This window comes from Streptomyces sp. NPDC055189, from assembly GCF_053606765.1.
The window spans coordinates 1-25,163 of record NZ_JBSGSG010000117.1; the positions used below are offsets into that span (position 1 = coordinate 1).

Below are 25,163 nucleotides of genomic sequence, written 5' to 3' on the forward strand. Positions count from 1 at the left end.
CCCCGCGAGTGATCGCGGGGCGCCCCCTTCAACGTGTCGCCGTGCGGGGTTACTTGACCTCGGTACGGACGTCGGCACGGAGCTTGGCCGTCAGGTCCGCCGCCGTGTCGAGGGAGATGTCCTTGCCGGCGGCGGTGGCGCTCGCGTCGGAGTGCCCGACCGAGGCGACCGTGCTGTGGTCGCCCCAGATGCACATCGGCGTCTGGAAGGTGTTGGGGATGCCCTCCTCCGCCTCGGCGTCGTCGGGGGCGCCCAGGCGGAACTCGGCCTTCTGGCACTTCATCACGCCGTTGTCGAAGCCGTCCGGGGTGAACTCCTCGGGGCTGCCGATGAGCGTCATGCTGCCGGGCTGCTCCTTGGACTTCTTCTTCATCTCGGCGAACATGGCGTCCACGACCTTCTCCGGGTCGTCGATCTCGCCGTACACACCGGAGAAGTTGAGGCTCTTCATGGTCGTGCCGGAGCCGGAGCTGTACGCGCCGTGGGCGTCCTTGGGGCCGGAGACGCCCCGCTGCTCCAGATCCTTCAGGTCGCTCGACGACATACCGCCGCCGCCGGCACCCGAGTTGTCCTGCTTGTACTCGCCACCGAGGACGCTCGCGGGCGCCGCCAGCTTGTACGTCTTGCCGTCATCGGCGACGGATCCGCCGTCCTTGCCCGCGGTGAACCACCACACGCCTGCGCCGATCGCGGCGATCGCGACCACGGAGGCGATGATGATGCCGGTCTTCTTGCCGCCGCCGCCACCCGGCGGGGCTTGCCCGTACGGAGGTTGCGGCTGCTGGCCGCCGTACGGGCCCGGCTGGTTGTAACTCATGACGTGGGCCCCCCTCCGCGTACTCGATGTGGCCCCGGCTTCCCTCCCGATGGAGGTGGGGACGCGACGCCTGGGCCGGTCTCGCTGCGTGATCTACTTATGCATGACCACGTCAATCGCCATACCTGGCGGTTGACAGAACAAGTATTTGATGGGGGAACAGTATGAAGTCGCTGAATGTGAAGCGAGTCCTGGTGGCGGCAAGCATGGTCGCGGCGGCAGCAGTTGTGCCGGTAGTGACAGCGACTCCGGCGTCGGCCACACCGGTCGACTGCATGAACTATCTGGAGCGCTTTGACTACAACGTCGGCGCGAAGTCGAGGGCTGCCTGCAAGAACGGAGACTCCGGCAGTTCGGTTATTCGGCAATCGTGCCCCATCACCCTTGTGACGCTCGGTGTTAAGAGCAACATCGCCGCCACCGCATGCCGTGCGGCGCGAGTCTAGGTGTCGCATCCGTAGGCTCGCGCTTGGAGGGGGCGGAATACTGCCCCCTCCAGACGCGTTCGGCCACCTCAGAGCTTGACGCGGACTTCCTCGCGGAATTTGGCGGTCGTTTCCGCGGCCTCGTCGAGGTCTGCGGACTTGCCGGACAGTGCGCTTGCCGCGTCCACGTTTACTAGGAAGCCGACGGTGCTGTAGTCCCCCCAGAGGCAGGTTGCCGTGGACATCTCGCTGGGGCCCGAGGTGGAGCCGGTCGAGCCGGAGCTGCCGAGGTCGACCTTCATCTCCTGGCACTTGAGGATCGCGCCGTTCAAGCCCGCCGGCTTGTACTCCTTGGGCTGGCCGACCAGAGTGACGTCCTTCGAGTCGCTGTTATTTGAGCTCTTCTGCATCTCGGAGAACATCGCGTCGACGACCGTCTCGGGGTCCTTGATTTCGCCGTAGACGCCGCCGAAGTTCAGCGCCTTCACCGTCAGCGGGTTGCTCTCGTCCCCGGACTGGTAGGCGGCCTGCACATCCTTGGCGTTCTTCACGCCATGCTTCTCAGCTTCCGCGAGGTCGCCGGACGTCATGCCGCCGGCGGCGCCACCGCCCGAAGAGCTGTCGTCCTTCTTGTACGTGCTGAGCACGGTTGCCGGCGTCGTCAATTTGTGCGGGCCGTCGTCCTTGATGCCGGAGCCGCCGCCCGCCGCGGACGAGGAACCGCCCTTCTTGCCGCCGTTCTCGTCGTCGCCGCCCGCGAGGACGAAGTAGCCACCGACGGCGACCGCGACGACCGCGACCACGGCGGCGATGATGATGCCGGTCTTCTTGCCGCCGCCCTGCGGGGGCGGAGGCGGCGGGACCTGACCGTAGGGAGCCTGCGGCTGCTGCCCGTACGGGGCCTGCTGCTGGGGGTAGCCGTAGCCGGGCTGCTGCTGCGGCGCCTGCGGGGGGTAGCCGTAGCCGGGCTGCGGGGCCTGCGGCGGCTGGCCGTAGGGGCCGGGCTGCTGCGGAGACTGACCTCCTCCGTACGGCCCGGGCTGCTGGGGCTGCTGGCCGCCGTACGGGCCCGGCTGGTTGTAGCTCATGAGTGGGTTCCCCCTGTGCGCGCTTATGTGTTCGAGACATCCTGACTGATCCTCGGAGCAAGAGGAGTGGCGGGTCCGTGTCTCCTAGCTGTGACGGGCCGATGGCTGCACCGGGGGGCAGCGGCCGTCCGGAGTGCTCCGGTGGACTTACTGGTGAATGGGCCGGACTCGCCCACGATTGCCGTGCATGACACCGTTCTGACCCCAGGGCCACAACAGCTGGTTTCAGCCATCCGGGACTGACCCTCTTGGAAGGCGAAATGTAGTTGCACTGCATAGGCCCCGGCAGAGGGCTTACGGATCAAGCCAGATCTGCATATGTCCATGGTGTTTCTCGTGTGCCGGATGATGACCTTGCTCATGACTAGGCGGAAGCCTGAAGGGCAAAACGGGAGGACCGAGCGATGAAGATGCCAAAGGTGAAGCGCGTTCTGGTGGCTGTATGCATGGCTGCAGGCGTAGGCGCAGTTCCCTTGATTACGGCAACAACGGCTCAGGCGGACCAGATCGGTTGTGTGAACGTGGTGAAGAGCTACGGGTACACCGCGGGACCAAAGGTGCGCGCGGCGTGCAGCCACCATGGAGTGACGGGGTACCAGAAGTGCATCCAGATGCTGGTGAACGCAGGAGTTGGGTTCCAGCACGCAGTGCCTGCGTGTAACAAGGCGTGAGCTGACTTGGGCCCCGCCGAACGGCGGGGCCCTTCGTCAACCAGGTGTGTATGTCAGGCCTTGACGCGGACTTCCTTGCGGAATTTGGCGGTTGTGTCGGCGGCGTCCTCGGGAGAGGACCCCTTGCCTGTCGCGATGCTGGCCAGGTCGATTGGCATGGTGAAGCCGAGGGTGCTGTGGTCGCCCCAGATGCAGTACGTCACGTTCATTTCCTTCGGCTCGCCCGTGCTGCCGCCGGAGTTGTCCACCTTGGCCTGCTGGCACTTCAAGATCGCGCCGTCGAGGCTATCGGGCTCATAGGCCTTGGGACTGCCGATGAGGGTGACGTCCTTGTTCGAGCTGTCCTTGGCGGACTCCTTCTTCATGTTGGCGAACATGGCATCGACGACCTTCTCCGGATCGTCGATCTCGCCGTAGACGCCGCCGAACTGGATCATCTTCCCGGCGAGCGGGTTGCTTTCATCGCCGGACTGATAGGCGGCACTGACGTCCTTGGGGTTCTTTACACCCCACTTCGCGGCGTCCTCAAGGTCGGATTCGCTCATGGACCCGCCGCCGCTGTCGCCCTTCTTGTACTCGGAGAGCACCGTCTCCGGCGTGACGAGCTTGTGCGCCCCGTCGTCCGCGACGGAGGCGGAACCGCTGTCCTTGCCCGCCGTGAACCACCAGATGCCGCCGCCGATGGCGACGAGCGCGACGACCGCGCCGATGATCAGGCCGGTCTTCTTGCCGCTGCCGCCACCGGCCGGCGGGGGCGGCGGGACCTGCCTGTACGGGCCGCCCGGCTGCTGGCCGTACGGACCCGGCTGCTGCGGCTGGCTGTAGCCGCCCTGCTGCGGAGGGACGCCCTGCGGGGGCTGCTGGGGATAGCCGTAGCCGGGCTGAGGGGCCTGCGGCTGCTGGCCGTAGGGGCCAGGCTGACCCGGCTGCTGCCCGTAAGGACCGGGCTGCTGGGGCTGCTGCCCGCCGTACGGGCCAGGCTGGTTGTAGCTCATCGCGTGGGTTCCCCTCCGAACGCTTATGTGATGCCGACATCCTGACCGACGCCGGAGCGCAGTGGGGGATCGGGCGGCAACCGTTACTCAAGAATCCGGTTTCGGGACGGGTCTGTGACACCTCTAAACTGGAGCGGTGACCGAGAATCCTCAGCAGCAGACTCCAGCGCCCACCACCGAACTGCCGACCCAGTACGCGCCGGCCGAGGTAGAGGGGCAGCTGTACGAGCGCTGGGTAGAACGCGGCTACTTCTCCGCCGACGCGGCCAGCGAGAAGCCCCCGTACACCGTCGTCATCCCGCCGCCGAACGTCACCGGGTCCCTGCACCTGGGCCACGCCTTCGAGCACACGCTCATCGACGCCCTCACCCGCCGCAAGCGCATGCAGGGCTTCGAGACGCTGTGGCAGCCGGGCATGGACCACGCGGGCATCGCCACGCAGAACGTCGTGGAGCGCGAGCTCGCCAAGGAGGGCAAGTCCCGCCACGACCTGGGGCGCGAGGAGTTCATCGAGCGCGTCTGGAAGTGGAAGGGCGAGTCCGGCGGCCAGATCTCGGGGCAGATGCGCCGCCTCGGCGACGGCGTCGACTGGGACCGCGAGCGGTTCACGATGGACGAGGGGCTCTCGCAGTCCGTCCAGACCATCTTCAAGAAGCTCTACGACGACGAGCTGATCTACCGCGCCGAGCGCATCATCAACTGGTGCCCGCGCTGTCTGACGGCGATCTCGGACATCGAGGTCGAGTACCAGGACGACGACGGCGAACTCGTCTCCCTGAAGTACGGCGACGGGGACGACACCCTCGTCGTCGCCACCACCCGCGCCGAGACGATGCTCGGTGACACCGCGATCGCCGTCCACCCGGACGACGAGCGCTACAAGCACCTCGTCGGCAAGCTCATCAAGCTGCCGCTGACCGACCGCTCCATCCCGGTCGTCGCGGACGAGCACGTCGACCCCGAATTCGGCACGGGCTGCGTCAAGGTGACCCCGGCGCACGACCCGAACGACTTCGAGATCGGCCAGCGCCACGACCTGCCGAACATCGCGGTCATGGACGAGCACGCGGTGATCACCGTGCCCGGTCCCTTCCAGGGCCTGGACCGGCTCGAAGCCCGCAGCGCCATCGTCGGCGCGCTGCGCGCCGAGGGCCGCATCGTCGCCGAGAAGCGCCCGTACACGCACTCGGTCGGCCACTGCTCGCGCTGCAAGACCACCATCGAGCCGCGCCTCTCCATGCAGTGGTGGGTCAAGGTCGGCCCGCTCGCGAAGGCCGCCGGTGACGCGGTCCGCGACGGCAAGGTCGCGATCCACCCGCAGGAGATGGAGAAGCGCTACTTCGACTGGGTGGACAACCTCCACGACTGGTGCATCTCGCGCCAGCTGTGGTGGGGCCACCGGATTCCCGTCTGGTACGGACCCAATGGGGAAGTTGTCTGTGTCGGGCCCGACGACGAGGCGCCCACCGGTGAGGGCTGGACGCAGGACTCCGACGTCCTGGACACGTGGTTCTCGTCCGGCCTGTGGCCGTTCTCCACGCTCGGCTGGCCCGAGCAGACCGACAGCCTGGCGAAGTTCTATCCGAACTCCGTCCTGGTCACCGGCTACGACATCCTCTTCTTCTGGGTCGCCCGGATGATGATGTTCGGCCTGTACGCGATGGACGGCACCCCGCCGTTCCACACGATCGTGCTGCACGGCATGGTCCGCGACCAGTTCGGCAAGAAGATGTCGAAGTCCTTCGGCAACGCGGTCAACCCGCTCGACTGGATGGACAAGTACGGCTCGGACGCCGTCCGCTTCACCCTGGCCCGTGGCGCCAACCCCGGCGTCGACGTGCCGATCGGCGAGGACTGGGTCCAGGGCTCGCGGAACTTCGCCAACAAGATCTGGAACGCCACGCGCTTCGCGCTGATGAACGGCGCCACGATCGAGGGCGAGCTCCCGCCCGTGGAGCAGCAGTCGGCGACGGACCGCTGGATCCTGTCCCGGCTGAACGCGACGGTCGCCGAGGTCGACGCGTTCTACGACGACTACCAGTTCGCCAAGCTGTCGGACGCCCTCTTCCACTTCGCGTGGGACGAGGTCTTCGACTGGTACGTCGAGCTGTCCAAGACGACGTTCATGGGCGGCGGCGACGCGGCCAAGGTCTCCGGCCGCGTCCTGGGCGAGGTGCTCGACGTGACGCTGCGCCTGCTCCACCCGATCGTCCCGTTCGTGACGGAGACGCTCTGGACGACCCTCACCGGCCGCGAGTCCCTCGTGATCGCCGAGTGGCCGAAGGACAGCGGCTTCCGTGACGCGGGTGCCGAGCAGGAGATCGAGACGCTCCAGCAGGTCATCACCGAGGTCCGCCGCTTCCGCGCCGACCAGGGCCTTCAGCCGGGCCAGAAGGTCCCGGCCCGCCTCACCCTGGACGGCACGGCGCTCGCCCCGCACGAGGCGGCCATCCGTCAGCTCCTGCGCCTCCAGCCGGAGGGCGAGGGCTTCGCGGCCACCGCGACGCTGCCGGTCTCGGGCGCCACGGTCGCGCTCGACCTGTCCGGCACGATCGATGTCGCGGCGGAGCGCAAGCGACTCGCCAAGGACCTCGCGGCGGCCGAGAAGGAGAAGGCGCAGGCCACGGCGAAGCTCGGCAACGAAGCGTTCCTGGCGAAGGCGCCGGACAACGTGGTCGACAAGATCCGCGGCCGCCTCACCAAGGCGGACGCCGACATCAGCCGGCTGCAGGCCCAGCTGGACGGCCTGCCGCAGGCCTAGTCGGGTCGCGCCGCTTCACGCGGTGCGATATCAGGCGGTGGAGACAGGGCCCATGGAACCGACCGGTTCCATGGGCCCTGTCCCGTTCTCCGGTCCCGTCTCCTGTACGGGGATGTACACCTGCTCGGGGATGTGAAGCCCCAGGCGCACCAGCTCCGCCTCGGCGAGCGCGTCGATGATCTCGGGGTCGCCGCCGCGCCAGCCCTCGGCGAGGCTGCCCGCGGTGGCGTCGGGCAGTTCGTACGCCGTCCGTGCGACCTCGTCCAGGGGCCGCAGCAGGGCGCGCAGGGCCAGCAGCTCGCGGCCGTCGGGGCTCGCGGCGAGGTCACGGGCGGCGGCTGCCTGCCGGATCCAGCGCACGCGGCGGGGGAGCCAGCTGTTGAGCACGAGACCGACGGGGACGAGGAAGACGACGACGGCGCCCACGATCACCGCCGCGCGGACGGTCACCGGGTCGCCCGCTCCGGCGACGTCGGCGGCGATCCGCAGGGCGGAGTCGACACGATCGCCGACCAGGGGCAGCCGGGACGGATCGCCGAGGGACGGGGCGGGGGTTTCCGGTGCGGGGCGGGTGAGCAGACAGGCCAGCCGGTAGGCGACGACGGCGGCGGCGGTCCACAGCGCGGTCCAGAGCAGGACCGCGCCGTCGCCGAGCACCTGGCGGGTCCGTCGGCCGGGATTTTGGGCATACCACATGGTGTGATTTGACCCCCGGTGACGGCCTTTCGGGGACCGCCACGCCGTTGCCCCGCACCTCACCCAACAAAGGTCATACATACGATAATTCGGGCAGGGTGACCCCGACCCCGCCCGACCGCCGCACTGCCCCACGACGGACGCGCCCCACGACGGACGCGCCCCGCGACGGACCCGACGGCGACGGACCCACCCCGCGACAGACCAGCCCCGCCGGCCGCAGGCCTACGCCGCCGACATCACCCGCTCCAGCGCGTCGAAGTCCTCCACGCACTTCCCGCAGCCCATCGCCACACTGTCCAGCGGGTCATCGGCCACGAACACCGGGATTCCGGTGGCCGACGCCATGCGCAGGTCGAGGCCGGGGAGCAGTGCTCCGCCGCCCGTCAGCACGATGCCGTGCTCCATGACGTCGCCGGACAGCTCCGGCGGGCAGACCTCAAGCGTCGTCTTCACCGCGGCGATCACCGCTTCCACCGGCTCGTCGAGCGCCGCCCGGACCTCGCGCACCGTCAGCTCCACCGTCTTCGGAAGGCCGCGCACCTTCTCGCGTCCCCGCACGGTGAACGTCCGCGACTCCAACTCCTCGTCCCCCGGCACCGGCCATGCCGAGCCGATCGCGACCTTGATGTCCTCCGCCGTCCGCTCGCCGATGAGCAGCCCGTGCTCCTTGCGTACGTAGTTGGTGATCGCCTCGTCGAGACGGTCGCCGCCCACCCGCAGCGACTGCGAGGTGACGATCCCGCCCAGGGAGACCACCGCGACCTCGCTCGTCCCGCCGCCGATGTCGACCACCATCGATCCGCGCGGGTCCGCCACCGGAAGCCCCGCCCCGATCGCCGCGGCCATCGGCTCCTCCACCAGGTGCACGGACCGCGCCCCGGCCCGCTGCGCCGCGTGCACGATGGCCCGCCGCTCGACCGGCGTGACGCCGCTCGGCACGCACACCACCATCCGTATACGGGGACGGCGCCCCGGAACGGCCTTGCGCACGAAGTGCCGGATCATCTCCTCGGCGGCTTCGTAGTCACTGATCACCCCGTCCCGCAGGGGGCGGATCGCGGTGATGGAGCCCGGCGTACGGCCGATCGTCTCCTTGGCCTCGCTGCCGACGGCGAGGGCGGTCTTCGCGCCCTCCTTGACGGCGACCACGGACGGTTCGTTGAGCACGATGCCCTGCCCGCGGACGTAGAGAAGGGTGTTCGCTGTACCGAGGTCGATGCCTATGTCCATGATCGCCAAGTTTGCCCGGCGATTGACCGGATCGGCGGGACCAAAGTCCCGAATCGACCGGGACCAAAGTCCTTTCAGGGGCCTCACCAGGGTCCCGGCGGGGCAGGACAGGTCCCGGCGGCGGCTGTCGGACCCCGTCCGTAGACTGGCGTGCGTGAGTGACCTCCCCCCGCCTGACAGCGAGCACCCCGACCGCGACGACCGCGACGAAAGCGACGACCGTTTCGACGAGATCGTCGGAGCCGAGACCGACCGCGACCCCGACCTCGCCGTGATCGAGGCGGGCAGCCGCACCCTGCGCACCCAGGCGGGCCCGCCCCAGGGCGACATCCCCTCCCGCCCCACCGACCCGGAGATCGACAAGGCGCTGCGCGAAGTCGAGACGGAGCTCGCGGGCCGCTGGGGAGAGACGAAGCTGGAGCCCTCCGTCAGCCGGATCTCCGCGCTGATGGACGTCCTGGGCGAGCCCCAGCGCGCGTACCCCTCGATCCACATCACCGGCACGAACGGCAAGACGTCCACGGCCCGCATGATCGAGGCCCTGTTCAGCGCCTTCGAGCTGCGCACCGGGCGCTACACCTCACCGCACGTCCAGTCGATCACCGAGCGGATCAGCCTGGACGGCGCCCCCATCGAGGCCGAGCGCTTCGTGGAGACGTACAACGACATCAAGCCCTACGTGGAGATGGTCGACGCCCAGCAGGAGTACAGGCTCTCCTTCTTCGAGGTGCTCACGGGCATGGCGTACGCGGCCTTCGCGGACGCCCCCGTGGACGTCGCCGTCGTCGAGGTCGGCATGGGCGGCAGCTGGGACGCGACGAACGTGATCGACGGCTCGGTCGCCGTCGTCACGCCCATCGACCTGGACCACACCGACCGCCTGGGCAACACGCCGGGCGAGATCGCCGCCGAGAAGGCCGGCATCATCAAGCCGGACGCCACGGTCATCCTGGCCCAGCAGCCGGTGGACGCGGCGCAGGTGCTCCTGAAGAAGGCCGTCGAGGTCGACGCGACGGTCGCCCGCGAGGGCCTGGAGTTCGGCATCGTCTCCCGCACGGTCGCGGTCGGCGGCCAGCTCCTGACCCTGCGCGGTCTCGGCGGGGAGTACGAGGAGATCTTCCTGCCCCTGCACGGCGCGTACCAGGCGCACAACGCCGTCGTCGCGCTCGCCGCGGTGGAGGCCTTCTTCGGCATCGGCTCGCAGCACGCGCGGGTCCTTGACATCGACACCATCCGCAAGGCCTTCGCCTCGGTCTCGTCGCCGGGCCGCCTGGAGGTCGTGCGCACCTCGCCGACCGTCGTCCTGGACGCCGCGCACAATCCGGCCGGCGCCCGCGCCACCGCCGAGGCGATCAGCGAGGTCTTCGACTTCAGCCGCCTGATCGGCGTGGTCGCGGCGAGCGACGGCAAGGACATGAAGGGGCTGCTCGAAGCCTTCGAGCCGATCTTCGCCGAGGTCGTCATCACGCAGAACTCCAGCCACCGCGCGATGGACGCGGACACGCTGGCCGGGCTCGCCGTAGAGGTCTTCGGCGACGACCGCGTCCAGGTCGAGCCGCGGATGCCGGACGCCCTGGAGGCCGCGATCACCCTCGCCGAGGAAGAGGGCGAGTACGCGGGCGGCGGCGTCCTGGTCACCGGCTCCGTCATCACCGTCGGCGAGGCCCGACTGCTCCTGGGGAGGGGCTGACTCCTGTGCGTACGCTCTGTGCTTCGACGCTGATCGGCGAGTTCTTCGTCATCGGCTTCGCCGGTCTGGTCGCCATGAAGGACCCGGACCTGTCGATGGGCACGGTCTGGACGGTCTGCGGCATCGCGATGCTGTTCAGCGTCCTGCTGTGCGGAATGATCACCCGGCCCGGCGGGGTGCAGCTGGGCTGGGCGCTGCAGATCGCGCTCATCGCGAGCGGGTTCATCGTGCCGATCATGTTCTTCATGGGGGCGGTGTTCGCCGCCCTGTGGTGGGCCTCGCTGCACTTCGGCCAGAAGATCGACGAGGCGAAGGCCAGGTTCGCGGCGCAGGCGGAGGCAGAGGCGGGGGCCTAGCAGCTCCCCTTCGCCCCGGAACCCCCCGGCCGGCCGGGGGCGGGCTTCCGGGGCCGGAGGTAACGCGGTGTAGTGGGTGCCGGTATCGTGCCGGTCAACCCACACACGCGTAGAAAAAATGCTTGGAGCCGCACATGACCCAGCGCACTCTCGTCCTGCTCAAGCCCGACACCGTCCGTCGTGGCCTGATCGGCGAGATCATCGGCCGTATCGAGCGCAAGGCGGGCTGGACGATCTCCGCGCTCGAACTGCGCTCGCTCGACCAGGAGACGCTGGAGCAGCACTACGGCGAGCACAAGGGCAAGCCCTTCTACGAGCCGCTGGTCGACTTCATGTCCTCCGGGCCGGTCGTCGCGCTCGTCGTCGAGGGTGAGCGCGTCATCGAGGGCGTGCGCGCCCTCGCGGGTCCGACCGACCCGATCGCCGCCGCGCCCGGGTCCATCCGCGGTGATTTCGGCACCATCGTCCGGGAGAACCTGATTCACGCTTCGGATTCCGAGGAGTCCGCCGAGCGCGAGCTGAAGATCTTCTTCCCGGGTGTCGTCTGAGGGCCATTCGTGGTCTCGCCTGACGGACACATGTAAAGAGTTCCGTAAAGAGTTCTGACGCCCAGTCAGCAGGGCGCCGTCCTGACCAGGGGTGGCCGAGAAAACCGGCCGCCCCTTGGCATATGCGCCCCAATTGGGGGAACCCGTGCCTCCGATGGCACGTCTCCAAGAGCGAGGCGGTGCATCATCTGCTGACAATGGCGAAGACCCTAGCGCCGTGTTCGTGCAGGCGAGACTACGATGTAAGCCTCCACGCCACACGCACCCACCTCGCCTACCTAAAAAGCCATCAGAAGCTCCAGGGAAGGCCAGACGCATCCTCATGGGGAACAACATGTCGTTCATCGGCCGTGACATGGCTGTCGACCTCGGGACCGCCAACACGCTGGTGTACGTCAGGGGTCGGGGGATCGTTCTCAACGAACCGTCCGTCGTCGCGATCAACACCAACACCGGTGGCATCCTCGCTGTCGGCGCCGAAGCCAAGAAGATGATCGGTCGCACGCCGGGCAACATCGTTGCCGTGCGACCGCTGAAGGACGGCGTCATCGCCGACTTCGAGATCACCGAGCGGATGCTCCGCTACTTCATCCTGAAGATCCACAAGCGCCGCTACCTCGCCCGCCCGCGTGTCGTCGTCTGTGTGCCCTCCGGCATCACGGGAGTCGAGCGCCGTGCCGTCATCGAGGCCTCTTCGCAGGCCGGCGCGCGCCAGGTGCACATCATCGAGGAGCCCATGGCCGCCGCCATCGGTTCCGGCCTGCCGGTCCACGAGGCCACCGGCAACATGGTGGTCGACATCGGCGGCGGCACCACCGAGGTCGCGGTCATCAGCCTCGGCGGAATCGTCACGGCACAGTCGATCCGCGTCGCGGGCGACGAGCTGGACAACGCGATCATCCAGCACATCAAGAAGGAGTACTCCCTCCTCCTCGGCGAGCGCACGGCCGAGCAGATCAAGATCACCATCGGTTCGGCGTACGACATGGACGCCGACGAGCACACCGAGATCCGCGGCAGGGACCTGGTCTCCGGTCTTCCCAAGACCGTCGTCATCTCCGCCGCCGAGGTCCGCAAGGCCATCGAGGAGCCGGTCAACGCGATCGTCGACGCGGTCAAGACGACCCTCGACAAGTGCCCGCCGGAACTTTCCGGTGACGTCATGGACCGCGGCATCGTTCTCACCGGAGGCGGCGCCCTGCTGCGCGGCCTCGACGAGCGTCTGCGTCGCGAGACGGGCATGCCGATCCACATCGCCGAGGACCCGCTGGACAGCGTGGCCCTGGGCTCCGGCAAGTGCGTCGAGGAGTTCGAGGCGCTCCAGCAGGTCCTGGACGCGTCGCCGCGCCGCTGAGAGTGGCGCGAACCCGCTGAACGGGTGTCCGCCGTACGAGTGCCTGTCACCTCGTGCGGCGGATCGTTGATATAGAGGCCTTTAGAAGGCACGCACAGTTGCTCAGAATTCCAGAGATTTCCAACTGAGGAAGGCACGGCCGCCGCACGTGAGGGACACACGAGAGAGCCGGCTGCTCCTGGTGCTGCTGATCGCCATCGCGTTCGCTTTGATCACGGTGGACATCCGCGGTGGTGAGGACTCGCCGGTCGACGGTGCCCGCCAGGCCGCCGCCACGGTCTTCGGCCCGGTCGAGGACGGCGTGTCGTCCGCCGTCGACCCGATCGGCAACGCCATCGGCGCGGTACGGGACTCCGGCGACCGGCATGACCGGATCGCAGAACTCGAGCGTCAGAACGCAGCGTTGAAGGCGAAGCTCGGCAGCGACGACCGCAACCGCAGCAGGGTCAGACAGCTCGACAGCATGCTCAAGAGCGCCGGCGCCGGTCAGTACGGCATCAAGGGCGCCGAAGTCATCGGCATAGGAGCGGCCCAGGGCTTCTCCTGGACCGTCACGATCGACGCGGGCGCCAACGACGGACTCAAGCGGGACATGACCGTCCTGAACGGCGACGGCCTGGTCGGCCGCGTCACCACGGTCGGCCCGAGCACCGCGACCGTCCTGCTCGCCAACGACCCCGACTTCACCGTCGGCACCCGCATGGAGAAGACCGACGAGCTCGGCTTCGCCACCGGACAGGGCGACCGCCCGCTCTCGGTACAGATGCTCAACGGCAAGGCGAAGATCAAGAAGGGCGACCGTCTGGTCACCTTCGGCTCGCAGAAGGACAAGCCGTTCGTGCCGGGCGTACCGGTCGGCGAGGTCGTCCGCGTCGACCCGTCGGGCGGTGACCTGACGCGCAACATCTACATCAAGCCGTACGTCGGCTTCACCAAGCTGGACATCGTCGGTGTGGTCGTCGAAGCGCCCCGCGAGGACCCGCGCGACACGGTCCTGCCGAAGAAGCCCGCCAAGCCGAAGCCGACCCCGACGGTCACCGTGACGGCCACGCCGTCGGGGCAGCCCCCGGCCGACGACGCCGACAACGGCAACGAGCAGTAGGAGCACCGGAACCATGCGCTTCAACCGAATCCTGCTCTCCACCACCCTGATCGTCGTCGCCCTGGTCATCCAGGTCAGCGTCCTGGCCCGGCTGCAGCTGCCGGGCGCGGTGCCGGACCTGGTCCTGCTCACGGTGCTTGGCCTCGCCCTGGTCTACGGCCACGTGGGCGGCGCCCTCATCGGCTTCGGCGCCGGGCTCCTGGCCGACCTGGCCCCGCCCGCCGACCACGCGGCCGGGCGGTACGCCCTGGTCCTGTGCGTCATCGGCTACCTCGCGGGCCTGGCCAAGCCGGAGACCGGGCGCCTGCGGTCCGCCACCGGACCGCTCGTCGTGGTCGTCGGCGCCGCCATCGGCTCCACCCTGCTTTACGCGGGCGTGGGCGCCCTCGTCGGGGACACCGCCGCCCGCCACGTGGGCCTGGGCGGTCTCCTCTTCACGGCCGCCCTGTACGACCTGCTGCTCGCGCCGTTCACGGTGCCGCTGATCATCGCGCTCGCCCGGAGAGCCGAGAACGACCCGCTGGGGGAGACCTCTCCGGCGACCAAGGCCACGGACGTCTCGTCCGGCTGGCTCTCCTCCGGCACCGGTCTGCGCATCGGCAACCAGCGCGGCGGCATGCGGATGAAGGCGGCCAAGGCACGCGTCGCGCGCGCCGGACGCATCAAGGGGGTCAAGCGCCTGTGACCGCAGCGCAGTTGGCCCCGTACGCGACCGGCCGCGCACACAGGTCGGTCGTGTACACGTACTACCCGTACACACACTGAGAGGGGGAGGAACAGCAGTGACCAACATCCCCGAGACCGGACGGACCCCAAGAGTCCAGATCCGTCTCATCGTCATCCAGATCCTCGTGCTCTCCCTCCTCCTCACCCTCGGCGGCCGCCTCTGGTACCTCCAGATCCGCAACGGTGAGGAGTACGCAGAGGAAGCCTCCGGCAACCACGTCCAGCAGGTCGTCGACCCCGCGGTGCGCGGCTCGATCCTCGACGCCCGCGGCGTACCGATCGCCGACAACGAGACGCGCCTCGTCGTCTCCGCGTCACGTACGGACCTGATGAAGATGAAGGACGACGGCAAGGCGGCCCTCGCCAAGCTCGCCGACGTCCTCGGCATGACCGCCAAAGAGGTCGGCGACAAGGTCCGCCTCTGCGACTCCAAGACGCCGCAGCCCTGCTGGAACGGCTCGCCCTACCAGCCGATCCCGATCACGGACGAGGCCTCGCCCAAGCAGGCCCTCCAGATCCGCGAGCGCGCCGAGGACTTCCCCGGCATCACCGCCGAGCCCACCGCCGTGCGCCGCTACGCCGCGCCCGGCAAGTCCAACACCGCCCAGGTGCTCGGCTACCTCTCGCCCGTCACCGACGACGAGATCAAGAAGGCCGAGCACACCGACTCGCCGTTCCTGCGCTCCGACCAGGTCGGCCGCTCCGGCCTGGAGCGGACGTACGACGCGCAGCTGCGCGGCAAGGCGGGCGTCACCCGCTACGAGGTCGACAACCTCGGCCGTGTCATCGGCAAGGCCAAGGACGACCCGGCCCAGCCCGGCGCGAACGTCGTCACCAGCATCGACGCGCGCGTGCAGGCCCTGTCCGAGTACTGGCTGAACGACGCGATGAAGAAGGCCCGCCAGGAGTTCGACAAGAACACCAACGAGAACTACAAGGCCGACGCGGGCGCCGTCGTCGTCATGGAGAACAAGACCGGACGCATCGTCTCCATGGCGTCCAACCCGTCCTACGACCCGAACGCCTGGGTCGGCGGCATCTCCGGCAAGGACTACACCCAGCTCACCGGCAAGAAGTCGAACTACCCGCTCCTGAACCGCGCGATCCAGGGCCAGGCGGCCCCCGGCTCGATCTTCAAGGTCATCCCGACCACGGCGGCGGTCAACGCGGGCTACGACTTCAACGGCAGCTACCCCTGCCCCAGCTCGTACTCCATCGGCGGCCAGACCTTCAAGAACTTCGAGTCCCAGGGCCACGGCAGCATCAGCCTCGGCCAGGCCCTCGAGGTCTCCTGCGACACCGTCTTCTACAAGCTCTCGCACGACCAGTGGTCCAAGGACGGCGGCAACAAGCCGAAGAAGGACGCCAAGGACTGGTTCTACAAGACCGCCCACCAGTTCGGCCTCGGCAAGGAGACCGGCATCGACCTGCCGAACGAGGTCACCGGACGCGTCCCGGACCGCCAGTGGAAGAAGGACTACTGGAAGGCCAACAAGGACGGCTGGTGCAAGCAGGGCAAGAAGGGCGGTGACTACGTCGAGAAGATCGCGTACGAGAACTGCCTCGAAGGCATGAAGATGCGCGCCGGTGACTCCGTCAACTACTCCATCGGACAGGGCGACACCCTCGTCACGCCGATACAGATGGCGACGATCTACTCCGCCATCGCCAACGGCGGCACCATGTACAACCCGACCGTCGGCAAGGCGATCATCAGCGCCGACGGCAAGCAGACCCAGGAGATCGCGCCGAAGTCGCACGGCAAGCTGCCGATGGACAAGAAGACGCGCGACAACATAGACGGTGCCCTCGCCGACGTCGCCACCAAGGGAACCGCCGCCTGGCGGTTCGGCGGCTGGCCGCAGGACAAGATCCCGATGCACGCCAAGACGGGTACGGCGGAGGTCCACGGCAAGCAGACCACCTCGTGGTTCGCGACGTACACCAAGGACTACTCGATCGTGATGACGATCTCCCAGGGCGGTACGGGTTCCGGCGCCTCGGGACCCGCCGTCCGCAAGATCTACGACGGCATCTACGGCCTGGACGACGACGGCAAGCAGAACCTCAAGAAGGCCCTGCTGCCCGAGCCGCAGAAGAACCTGCCGAAGATCGAGACCGACGGTTCGATCGACTCCCCGAAGATCAAGCCGTACAAGCCCCAGGCTCCCAAGCCCTCGGAGCAGCCGCAGGAACTGGCGGGCGCGCCCGCGAACGGGAGGCGCGACTAGTGGCCGGCAACAATGGCTTCTCCGTCTCCGGCTACGGGCCCGAGCGCTCCTCGATGGCGTCCAGGGCGTTCGCCCGCGACTCGCTGGTGCGCAGGCTTGACTGGCCGATACTGCTCGCGGCGATCGCGCTCTCCGCGATCGGCTCCGCGCTCGTCTACTCGGCGACGCGCAACCGCACCGAGCTGGTCGGCGACGACCAGTACGCCTTCCTGATCAAGCACGTCCTGAACACCGGCATCGGCATCGCCCTGATGGCGGGCACGATCTGGCTCGGCCACCGCACCCTGCGCACGGCCGTGCCGATCCTCTACGGCATCTCCGTCTTCCTCGTCCTGCTCGTGCTCACGCCGCTCGGCGCGACCATCAACGGCGCGCACGCGTGGATCGTGCTCGGCGGCGGCTTCTCGCTCCAGCCCTCCGAGTTCGTGAAGATCACGATCATCCTCGGCATGGCGATGCTGCTCGCGGCACGGGTGGACGCGGGGGACCGGGACCACCCCGACCACCGCACGGTCCTCCAGGCCCTCGCCCTGGCCGCCGTACCGATACTGATCGTGCTCCTCATGCCCGACCTCGGTTCGGTCATGGTGATGGCGATGATCGTCCTCGGTGTGCTGCTCGCGTCGGGCGCCTCCAACCGCTGGGTCTTCGGACTCCTCGGCACGGGCGCGGCGGGCGCCATCGCCGTCTGGCAGCTCGGCATCCTCGACGACTACCAGATCGCCCGCTTCGCGGCCTTCGCCAACCCCGCGCTCGACCCGGCGGGCGTCGGCTACAACACCAACCAGGCGCGCATCGCGATCGGCTCCGGCGGGCTCTCGGGCACCGGGCTCTTCAAGGGCTCGCAGACCACCGGGCAGTTCGTGCCCGAGCAGCAGACGGACTTCGTCTTCACCGTCGCGGGCGAGGAGCTCGGCTTCGCGGGCGCGGGCCTCATCCTGGTCCTGCTCGGTGTCCTGCTCTGGCGGGCCTGCCGCATCGCCCGCGAGACGACCGAGCTGTACGGCACGATCGTCGCCGCCGGGATCATCGCCTGGTTCGCCTTCCAGTCCTTCGAGAACATCGGCATGACGCTCGGCATCATGCCGGTGGCGGGTCTGCCGCTGCCCTTCGTCTCGTACGGAGGATCATCGATGTTCGCCGTCTGGGTGGCCGTCGGCCTGCTCCAGTCGATCAAGGTGCAACGGCCGATGTCGGCCTAGCGGAGTCTTCGCGTGCGGCAGTCTTCTGCCGGAGCCTGGTGTGGACCCGGCTCCGGCAGAAGACTGCCCAGGGAACGGAATCGCGTCTAGATTCGGTTCGTGACTCCTCCACCCGACGTGCGGGCGGCTTCTCACCCGGCGTGATCGAGCCGCGTGACGGCCAAGCCCTGACCGCTGCCCGAGAGCAGGCGTACAACGTAGAACACATCAGCGCTGCTGCTGCGGGCGAAGCCGACGGTTCACTCGAAAGTAGGTCCGATGGCCCAGACGAAGCGCGAGATCGAGCGGAAATACGACGTCGGCGCTGACGCGGCGCTGCCCGACCTGACCGGGGTCGCCGGGGTAGCGGACGTCGTCCACAAAGGCGTCGTCGAGTTGGACGCCACCTACTGGGACACCCCCGATCAGCGCCTCGCCGCCTCCTCCGTCACCTTGCGCCACCGCACCGGCGGCGCCGACGCGGGCTGGCACCTGAAGCTGCCGGTGGCGCTCGCGGACGGCGTGCGGGACGAGATCCACGCGCCGCTCTCGCCGGACGTGCCGCGCTCGCTGCTCGGCCTCGTCCGTTCGCGCGTCCGCGAGGCCGAACTGATCCCCGTCGTGCGCCTGCTGTCCGCCAGGGACCTGCGCCACCTCGTCGACGAGCGGGGCGCGCTGCTCGCCGAGGTCAGCATCGACGGGGTGGTGGCCGAGCGGCTCACCGGGAGCGGCGCCACCGCTGAGTGGTCCGAGGTCGAGGTGGAGCTCGCGGACGACGGCGATCCCGCGCTGCTCGACAAGGTCGAGAAGAAGCTGAAGAAGGCGGGCGTGCGGCGGTCCGACCTGCCGTCGAAGCTGAGCAGGGCGCTTGCGGAGACGGCCGACCTGCCCGGGAAAAAGGCGGCGAGCGCGGCCGGGAGCAAGAAGAGCGACAAGAAGGCCGGCAAGAAGGAAGCCGTCGCGGAGGCCGTCAAGGAAGCCGTCGGCGAAGGGACCGGTACCGCGGGCGATCACGTCCTGGCCTACCTCCGCGCCCAGCGCGACGCGCTCGTCGCCCTCGACCCGGACGTCCGCCGCGACCTGCCGGACTCCGTGCACCAGATGCGGGTCGCCACGCGCCGCATGCGCAGCGCCTTCAAGTCGTTCCGCAAGATCCTGGACCGCACCGTCACCGACCCGGTCGGCGACGAGCTGAAGTGGCTCGCGGGCGAGCTCGGCGTCGACCGTGACCAGGAGGTCCTGACCGAGCGGCTCACGTCCCGCATCAACGAGGTGCCGAGGACCCTCCTCCTCGGGCCCGTCCGCGGCCGCCTGCGCATCTGGACCGTGGCCCGCCGCAGCGGCTCCCGGCGCAGGACCGTCGCCGTGCTCGACGGCAAGCGGTACCTCGCGCTCCTGCAGTCCGTCGAGGCCCTGCTCGCCGACCCGCCGCTGCTCGAGGCCGCCGCCGCACCCGTGGCCAAGGCGCTCCCCAAGGCCGTGCTCAAGGACTACCGCCGCCTCGCGGCCCGCGTCGAGCACGCCCTGGAGCTGCCCCCGGGCGAGCAGCGGGACGTGGCCATGCACGAGGCACGCAAGGCCGCCAAGCGCGCCCGGTACGCGGGCGAGGCGGCGACCCCCGCGCTCGGCAAGCCCGCCAAGAAGTTCGCCAAGCGGATGAAGGCCGTCCAGGGCGTGCTCGGCGACCACCAGGACAGCGTCGTGGCCCGTGACGCCCTGCGGACCCTTGCCATACAGGCCCACCTGGCGGGCGAGACCGCCTTCACCTGGGGCCTCCTGTACGGCCAGGAGGAGGGGGCGGCGGCGGACAGGGAGCGGGAACTCCCGGCGGTGTGGGCCAAGGCGTCCAAGGCGAAACTGAGGGCGGATCTGAGCAGCTGACCGCCGGGGTACGCTTGATGGTCACCCCTGCCAGCTCATGAGAGACGCCGAGATGCCTGTCGAGTCCGTCTTCCCACGCCTGGAAGCGCTTCTCCCGCACGTCCAGAAGCCCATTCAGTACGTCGGGGGAGAGCTCAACTCCACCGTCAAGGACTGGGACGCATGTGACGTCCGCTGGGCGCTCATGTACCCCGACGCGTACGAGGTCGGGCTGCCCAACCAGGGCGTCATGATCCTCTACGAGGTACTGAACGAGCGCGAGGGAGTCCTTGCCGAGCGCACGTACAGCGTCTGGCCCGACCTCGAAGAGCTGATGCGGGAGCACAAGGTCCCGCAGTTCACCGTGGACAGCCACCGCCCCGTCGGCGCCTTCGACGTGTTCGGGCTCAGCTTCTCCACCGAGCTCGGCTACACGAACATGCTCACCGCCCTGGACCTCGCGGGCATCCCGCTGGAGTCCAAGGACCGCACGGTCGACGACCCGATCGTCCTCGCCGGAGGCCACGCCGCCTTCAACCCCGAGCCGATCGCCCAGTTCATCGACTGCGCGGTCATCGGCGACGGCGAGCAGGCCGTGCTGGACATGACGGCGATCATCCGCGAGTGGAAGTCCGAGGGCCGCCCCGGCGGCCGCGAGGAGGTGCTCTTCCGCCTCGCGAGGACCGGCAACGTCTACGTCCCCGGCTTCTACGACGTCGAGTACCTCCCGGACGGGCGGATCGGCCGCGTCGTACCGAACAAGTCCGGTGTCCCGTGGCGCGTGTCCAAGCACACCGTCATGGACCTGGACGAGTGGCCCTACCCCAAGCAGCCCCTCGTGCCGCTCGCGGAGACCGTCCACGAGCGCATGTCCGTGGAGATCTTCCGCGGCTGCACCCGCGGCTGCCGCTTCTGCCAGGCCGGCATGATCACGCGCCCCGTGCGGGAGCGAAGCATCACCGGCATCGGCGACATGGTGGAGAAGGGCCTCAAGGCGACCGGCTTCGAAGAGGTCGGCCTGCTCTCCCTGTCCTCCGCGGACCACACGGAGATCGCGGACGTCGCCAAGGGCCTCGCGGACCGGTACGAGGAAGACAAGATCGGCCTCTCCCTGCCCTCGACCCGCGTCGACGCCTTCAACATCGACCTCGCCAACGAGCTGACGCGCAACGGCCGTCGCTCGGGCCTCACCTTCGCCCCCGAGGGCGGCAGTGAGCGGATGCGCAAGGTCATCAACAAGATGGTCTCCGAAGAGGACCTCATCCGCACCGTCGCGACCGCGTACGGCAACGGCTGGCGCCAGGTGAAGCTGTACTTCATGCTCGGCCTGCCCACCGAGACCGACGAGGACGTCCTGCAGATCGCGGACATGGCGGCGAACGTCATCGCCAAGGGCCGCGAGGTCGCGGGCAACGACATCCGCTGCACGGTCTCCATCGGCGGCTTCGTGCCCAAGCCGCACACGCCCTTCCAGTGGGCCCCGCAGCTGTCGGCCGAGGAGACGGACGCCCGCCTCGCCAAGCTGCGCGACAAGATCCGCGGCGACAAGAAGTACGGCCGCTCGATCGGCTTCCGCTACCACGACGGCAAGCCCGGCATCGTCGAGGGCCTGCTCTCGCGCGGCGACCGCCGCATCGGCTCCGTCATCCGCGCCGTGTACGAGGACGGCGGCCGATTCGACGGCTGGCGCGAGCACTTCAGCTACGACCGCTGGATGGCCTGCGCCGAGAAGACGCTGCCCGGCTTCGGCGTGGACCTCGACTGGTACACCACGCGTGAGCGCACGTACGAGGAAGTCCTGCCCTGGGACCACCTGGACTCCGGTCTCGACAAGGACTGGCTCTGGGACGACTGGCAGGACTCGCTCGACGAGACCGAGGTCGAGGACTGCCGCTGGACCCCCTGCTTCGACTGCGGCGTCTGCCCGCAGATGCAGACCGAGATCCAGATCGGCCCGACCGGCAAGAAGCTCCTGCCGCTGTCGGTGGTGAAGTAAGTGACGCGGCCGGAGGCGGTGGCGGGCGTTCCGCGCCTCGCCCCGCCCTCCGGCCGTGTGCACCTCTCCTTCATCGCCGCGATGGAGGAGTTCCGTGCCGAGGGGCGCGGCGGCGATGACGACGACACGACGCTCGGCCGCACCCTGCGCGACTACGGCGACAAGTGGCACGACCCGGTGGTCTTCGAGCGCTATGTGGCCGAGGTCCACGAAGCGGTGCATCCCGCCGAGCCGTTCTCCGTTCCCGTGACGACCCTCTGGTACGCGAACGACAGTAAGTACTACGGCCGTCTCGCCATCCGCCACAACATCGCCACGCGCTTCCTGCGCGAGTACGGCGGTCACATCGGCTACGACGTACGCCCCACCGCCCGCCGCCGCGGCCACGCCACGGCGATGCTGATCGGCAGCCTGCCGCACGCCCGCGCCCTCGGCCTCACATCGGTCCTGGTCACCTGCGACACCGACAACACCGGTTCGCGCAAGGTGATCGAGGCCGCCGGCGGCGCGTTCGAGGACGAACGCGGCGGAAAGCTGCGTTACTGGATCCCGACCGGCGACTGACGAACCGGCACCCTTCACCCAAGCGTCTAGGACGGCATGGACCTGGAAAAGCGGCCCCCGCTCGGCGAGCGCGAGCCGGAGCAGCCCCCCGCCGCACCACAGCCACAGGCCGAGGGCTGTCTCGCAGTCGCGATCCGCATCCCGGTGCGGATCGTGGTGCTCGTGCTCGTCGTGCCGGTGCGCCTGGTGTGGGACGCGCTCGCCGTATGCGGACGCTTTCTGTACCTGCGAGGGCTGCGGCCCGTGGGGCGCGCGTTCGCCTGGCTGGGCCGCACACTGATCGTGACGCCGCTGAAGTGGCTGGTCGAGCGCGTCATCACGCCCATCGCGCTAGGCGTGACAACCGCCACGGAATGGCTGCTCAAGGCGGTCTTCGTGTGGCCGTGGGTGGGTCTTTGGCGGTACGTCCTTGTGCCGGTCGGCAAGGGCATCGGGTGGCTCGGGCGGATGCTGGTCGTGGTGCCGGCCGCCTGGCTGTACGCGTCCGTCCTCACGCCGGTCGGGCATGCGATCGCCTGGCTCGCGCGGGGCATCGCCGCGGGGGCCACGGCGGCCGGACGCGGCATCGGTGCCGTTCTGGTGTGGCTGCTCAAGGCGGTCTTCGTGTGGCCGTGGGTGGGGCTTTGGCGGTACGTGGTGGTGCCCGTCGGCAAGGGGCTCGCGTGGCTCGGGCACGTGCTCCTCGTGATCCCCGCCATGTGGTTGTACGCGTCCGTCCTCACGCCCGTCGGCCACGCGATCGCCTGGCTCGCCAAGGGAATCGGGGCAGGGGCCGGCTGGCTTCTGCGGGGGATCGGTGCGGTCCTGGGAGCCCTGGGGCGCTGGATCTTCGTCGTACCCGCCGTCGCCCTGTGGCGCTGGGTCCTCGCGCCGATCGGCCGGGGCATCGCGGTCGTCGCACGCGAGATCTCCGACGCACTCGGACACGCCTGGCGGATCGCCGGGCACATCTCGCTGGTCGTGGGCCGCTTCCTCGGCCGGCTCCTGCGGTGGCTCTTCGTCGACCCGGTGCGCTGGGTGTACCGCGCGGTCCTCACACCCGTCGGGCACGTTCTGCGCGACGGGGTCTGGCGCCCCGCGGCCCGGGCGGTGAAGGACGCGGGCCGCGCCACCCGGCAGGCACTGTCCGCCGCCCGCCAGAGCGTGCGGGAGGCGCGTGCCGACGTACGGCGGATGCTGTTCGGGGCGCCGAAGGAGCGGGTCCCGGTGGGGGCGGTTCCGGTGGAGCCCGTACCGGTGCCGGTGGCCCGGCGGGAACCGGACACGCCGGGGACACGTACTCTAGGTAGCAGTACGACCGCACTCACGAAGGACTAGAACACTGGGCAAGCGACAGCCCGAAGGCCCGCCGCCCGCTCCCGCGGTGCAGCGCATCCGACTGCGCTACACCAAGCGCGGCCGCCTCCGGTTCACCAGCCACCGTGACTTCCAGCGCGCCTTCGAGCGGGCGCTGCGCCGCGCCGAGGTGCCCATGGCGTACTCGGCGGGGTTCACCCCTCACCCGAAGGTGTCGTACGCCAATGCCGCACCCACCGGCACGGGCAGTGAGGCCGAGTACCTGGAGATCGCGCTCACCGAGGCGCGCGACCCCGACAAGCTGCGCGAGCTGCTCGACGAGTCGATGCCCAGCGGCCTCGACATCGTGGACGCCGTCGAGTCCCGCACCTCGGGACTCGCCGACCGGCTCACCGCCTCCGTCTGGGAGCTGCGCCTGAACGGCGTCGAGCCCGCGGACGCGGAGCGTGCCGCCGAGGCCTTCCTGGCCGCGGAGGTCGTCGAGGTCCAGCGCCGTGCGAAGAACGGCATGCGGACGTTCGATGCCCGCGAGGCCGTCGTGAATCTTGCGTCCATCGCCTCTGACGAGGCGATTGCTCACGACGCTGATAGGCCGACCGACCAGCCCTGTGCGATACTGCGGCTGGTTGTTCGGCACGTGACACCTGCCGTACGACCCGACGACGTCTTGTCCGGTCTCAGAGCTGTGGCTGACCTGGCGCCGCCGGTCGCCGCAGCGGTGACCAGGCTGGCGCAGGGGCTTCTTGACGACGAGACCGGCACGGTGACCGACCCGCTCGCGCCCGACCGCGAGGCAGCCACGGCCCCACTTGAGAACCAAGGGGCCGCCGCAGCCGCCGCGAAGGTGCCTGCGACGGAAGGTCCCGCGTAGGGACGCGCGTCGTAGCGCCGCCCTTGTACTCGGGAGCCACCTGGGTCGGGCAGCGCACTGACCGAGACTTTCGCCAGGCCGTCCGCATTTGGGCGTACGGAACCGGCGAGACAGACACATAGAGCTCCCGTGCGGCGCCCACGCCCCCGGATGGCGGCCCCGCGTAGGTGAGCGAGAGCCGCGGACATCACCGGACCAGGCGCGGCGCCCGGGAGCGTGACGGGAGAACCGCCCGCATGCTTGAGCCGAACGAACCCACTGAGGGCTCGGACAACAACACACCCAGCGACACCCTGCCGCCGCGCCGCAGGCGCCGTGCGGCGTCGCGGCCCGCGGGCCCGCCCGTAGGTGCCGCCGAGGGCACCGCGCCGGCCATACCGGCCACCCCCGCCGCCGAAGAGCCCGCCAAGGCCGCCGCTCCCGAGCCGGAACCGGCCGAGGAAGCCGCTCCCGCCCCGCGCCGCCGCCGTGCGACCCGTCGCGCCTCGGCTCCCGCCGGTGCGCCGCAGGGTGCCGAGACGCCCGCTGAAACGCCGGTCGCCGAGCCCGCAGCCGCTGAGCCTGCCGCCGCCGATGCCGAGCCCGCAGCCGCTGAGCCTGCCGCCGCCGATGCCGAGCCCGAAGAGGCCGCTCCCGCCCCGCGCCGCCGCCGTGCCACCCGCCGCGCCTCCGCGCCCGCCGGTGCGCCGCAGGCCGCAGAGG

Annotated in this window: 20 protein-coding genes and 1 pseudogene; 16 read left to right on the top strand and 5 right to left on the bottom strand. The window is 69.3% G+C overall.

Going from position 1 to position 25,163, the window contains the following annotated elements:
- Positions 1 to 49: 49 nt before the first annotated feature.
- Positions 50 to 817: a hypothetical protein gene (locus ACWFR3_RS42820; RefSeq protein ID WP_453740107.1), complete on the bottom strand. Its 768-nt coding sequence runs from the start codon at positions 815 to 817 to the stop codon at positions 50 to 52.
- A gap of 164 nt (positions 818 to 981) precedes the next feature.
- Between ACWFR3_RS42820 and ACWFR3_RS42825 the strand changes: the two genes are divergently transcribed.
- Complete coding sequence (locus ACWFR3_RS42825) at positions 982 to 1,263, top strand: hypothetical protein (protein ID WP_453740108.1); 282 nt, start codon at positions 982 to 984, stop codon at positions 1,261 to 1,263.
- A 68-nt stretch (positions 1,264 to 1,331) separates the two neighbouring features.
- Here the strand turns inward: ACWFR3_RS42825 and ACWFR3_RS42830 are convergent, their stop codons facing one another.
- Positions 1,332 to 2,330 carry a hypothetical protein gene (locus ACWFR3_RS42830; RefSeq protein WP_453740109.1) on the bottom strand — a complete coding sequence of 333 codons (999 nt, stop codon included), beginning with the start codon at positions 2,328 to 2,330 and terminating at the stop codon, positions 1,332 to 1,334.
- A gap of 724 nt (positions 2,331 to 3,054) precedes the next feature.
- Positions 3,055 to 3,996: a hypothetical protein gene (locus ACWFR3_RS42835; RefSeq protein WP_453740110.1), complete on the bottom strand. Its 942-nt coding sequence runs from the start codon at positions 3,994 to 3,996 to the stop codon at positions 3,055 to 3,057.
- 136 nt (positions 3,997 to 4,132) lie between these two features.
- Between ACWFR3_RS42835 and ACWFR3_RS42840 the strand changes: the two genes are divergently transcribed.
- Entirely contained in the window at positions 4,133 to 6,757 is a 2,625-nt protein-coding gene (locus ACWFR3_RS42840) for a valine--tRNA ligase (protein ID WP_453740111.1), read from the top strand.
- Positions 6,758 to 6,787: 30 nt separating this feature from the next.
- Here ACWFR3_RS42840 and ACWFR3_RS42845 read toward each other — a convergent pair whose 3' ends face one another.
- Both ACWFR3_RS42845 and ACWFR3_RS42850 read right to left on the bottom strand, forming a co-directional pair.
- The gene (locus ACWFR3_RS42845; RefSeq protein ID WP_453740112.1) at positions 6,788 to 7,453 is read right to left on the bottom strand and encodes a hypothetical protein; all 666 of its coding nucleotides are present in this window, start codon (positions 7,451 to 7,453) and stop codon (positions 6,788 to 6,790) included.
- 225 nt (positions 7,454 to 7,678) lie between these two features.
- A complete protein-coding gene (locus ACWFR3_RS42850) occupies positions 7,679 to 8,686 on the bottom strand; it encodes a rod shape-determining protein (RefSeq protein ID WP_453740113.1) in 1,008 nt (335 codons plus the stop codon).
- A 154-nt stretch (positions 8,687 to 8,840) separates the two neighbouring features.
- On the opposite strand from ACWFR3_RS42850, the gene folC reads away from it, so the two are divergent.
- From folC to ACWFR3_RS42920, 14 genes and pseudogenes are all read left to right on the top strand, one after another.
- On the top strand, positions 8,841 to 10,376 hold the full coding sequence (folC, locus tag ACWFR3_RS42855) for a bifunctional tetrahydrofolate synthase/dihydrofolate synthase (RefSeq protein WP_453740114.1): 1,536 nt from the start codon (positions 8,841 to 8,843) through the stop codon (positions 10,374 to 10,376).
- Between the two features lie 5 nt (positions 10,377 to 10,381).
- Positions 10,382 to 10,732, top strand: a complete 351-nt coding sequence (locus ACWFR3_RS42860) for a DUF4233 domain-containing protein (RefSeq protein WP_453740115.1) — start codon at positions 10,382 to 10,384, stop codon at positions 10,730 to 10,732.
- A 134-nt stretch (positions 10,733 to 10,866) separates the two neighbouring features.
- On the top strand, positions 10,867 to 11,280 hold the full coding sequence (ndk, locus tag ACWFR3_RS42865) for a nucleoside-diphosphate kinase (protein ID WP_160505015.1): 414 nt from the start codon (positions 10,867 to 10,869) through the stop codon (positions 11,278 to 11,280).
- Positions 11,281 to 11,614: 334 nt separating this feature from the next.
- The gene (locus tag ACWFR3_RS42870) at positions 11,615 to 12,634 is read left to right on the top strand and encodes a rod shape-determining protein (RefSeq protein ID WP_160505014.1); all 1,020 of its coding nucleotides are present in this window, start codon (positions 11,615 to 11,617) and stop codon (positions 12,632 to 12,634) included.
- Positions 12,635 to 12,782: 148 nt separating this feature from the next.
- Positions 12,783 to 13,736 (top strand): rod shape-determining protein MreC, encoded by a 954-nt coding sequence (gene mreC / locus ACWFR3_RS42875; protein WP_361189025.1) that lies wholly within the window; start codon positions 12,783 to 12,785, stop codon positions 13,734 to 13,736.
- A gap of 13 nt (positions 13,737 to 13,749) precedes the next feature.
- Positions 13,750 to 14,421 (top strand): rod shape-determining protein MreD, encoded by a 672-nt coding sequence (gene mreD, locus ACWFR3_RS42880; protein WP_453740116.1) that lies wholly within the window; start codon positions 13,750 to 13,752, stop codon positions 14,419 to 14,421.
- Between the two features lie 97 nt (positions 14,422 to 14,518).
- Entirely contained in the window at positions 14,519 to 16,693 is a 2,175-nt protein-coding gene (mrdA, locus tag ACWFR3_RS42885; RefSeq protein WP_453740117.1) for a penicillin-binding protein 2, read from the top strand.
- Positions 16,693 to 17,895 carry a rod shape-determining protein RodA gene (gene rodA, locus ACWFR3_RS42890; protein WP_453740118.1) on the top strand — a complete coding sequence of 401 codons (1,203 nt, stop codon included), beginning with the start codon at positions 16,693 to 16,695 and terminating at the stop codon, positions 17,893 to 17,895. Before mrdA ends, rodA begins: the two co-directional genes overlap by 1 nt.
- A 258-nt stretch (positions 17,896 to 18,153) precedes the next feature.
- A complete protein-coding gene (locus tag ACWFR3_RS42895) occupies positions 18,154 to 19,755 on the top strand; it encodes a CYTH and CHAD domain-containing protein (protein WP_453740119.1) in 1,602 nt (533 codons plus the stop codon).
- Positions 19,756 to 19,807: 52 nt separating this feature from the next.
- The gene (locus tag ACWFR3_RS42900) at positions 19,808 to 21,730 is read left to right on the top strand and encodes a TIGR03960 family B12-binding radical SAM protein (RefSeq protein ID WP_453740120.1); all 1,923 of its coding nucleotides are present in this window, start codon (positions 19,808 to 19,810) and stop codon (positions 21,728 to 21,730) included.
- The gene (locus ACWFR3_RS42905; protein ID WP_453740121.1) at positions 21,731 to 22,294 is read left to right on the top strand and encodes a GNAT family N-acetyltransferase; all 564 of its coding nucleotides are present in this window, start codon (positions 21,731 to 21,733) and stop codon (positions 22,292 to 22,294) included.
- 36 nt (positions 22,295 to 22,330) lie between these two features.
- On the top strand, positions 22,331 to 23,611 hold the full coding sequence (locus ACWFR3_RS42910) for a hypothetical protein (RefSeq protein WP_453740122.1): 1,281 nt from the start codon (positions 22,331 to 22,333) through the stop codon (positions 23,609 to 23,611).
- Between the two features lie 46 nt (positions 23,612 to 23,657).
- A complete protein-coding gene (locus tag ACWFR3_RS42915) occupies positions 23,658 to 24,461 on the top strand; it encodes a TIGR03936 family radical SAM-associated protein (RefSeq protein ID WP_453740123.1) in 804 nt (267 codons plus the stop codon).
- Between the two features lie 236 nt (positions 24,462 to 24,697).
- Positions 24,698 to 25,163, top strand: a pseudogene (locus ACWFR3_RS42920) (Rne/Rng family ribonuclease); the annotation flags it as partial.

Coding starts and splice junctions, on each gene's coding strand:
- ACWFR3_RS42820 (WP_453740107.1), bottom strand. CDS start 817: ATGAGTTACAACCAGCCGGGCCCGTACGGCGGCCAGCAGCCGCAACCT.
- ACWFR3_RS42825 (WP_453740108.1), top strand. CDS start 982: ATGAAGTCGCTGAATGTGAAGCGAGTCCTGGTGGCGGCAAGCATGGTC.
- ACWFR3_RS42830 (WP_453740109.1), bottom strand. CDS start 2,330: ATGAGCTACAACCAGCCGGGCCCGTACGGCGGCCAGCAGCCCCAGCAG.
- ACWFR3_RS42835 (WP_453740110.1), bottom strand. CDS start 3,996: ATGAGCTACAACCAGCCTGGCCCGTACGGCGGGCAGCAGCCCCAGCAG.
- ACWFR3_RS42845 (WP_453740112.1), bottom strand. CDS start 7,453: ATGTGGTATGCCCAAAATCCCGGCCGACGGACCCGCCAGGTGCTCGGC.
- ACWFR3_RS42850 (WP_453740113.1), bottom strand. CDS start 8,686: ATGGACATAGGCATCGACCTCGGTACAGCGAACACCCTTCTCTACGTC.
- ndk (WP_160505015.1), top strand. CDS start 10,867: ATGACCCAGCGCACTCTCGTCCTGCTCAAGCCCGACACCGTCCGTCGT.
- ACWFR3_RS42870 (WP_160505014.1), top strand. CDS start 11,615: ATGTCGTTCATCGGCCGTGACATGGCTGTCGACCTCGGGACCGCCAAC.
- mreD (WP_453740116.1), top strand. CDS start 13,750: ATGCGCTTCAACCGAATCCTGCTCTCCACCACCCTGATCGTCGTCGCC.
- ACWFR3_RS42895 (WP_453740119.1), top strand. CDS start 18,154: ATGGCCCAGACGAAGCGCGAGATCGAGCGGAAATACGACGTCGGCGCT.
- ACWFR3_RS42900 (WP_453740120.1), top strand. CDS start 19,808: ATGCCTGTCGAGTCCGTCTTCCCACGCCTGGAAGCGCTTCTCCCGCAC.
- ACWFR3_RS42910 (WP_453740122.1), top strand. CDS start 22,331: ATGGACCTGGAAAAGCGGCCCCCGCTCGGCGAGCGCGAGCCGGAGCAG.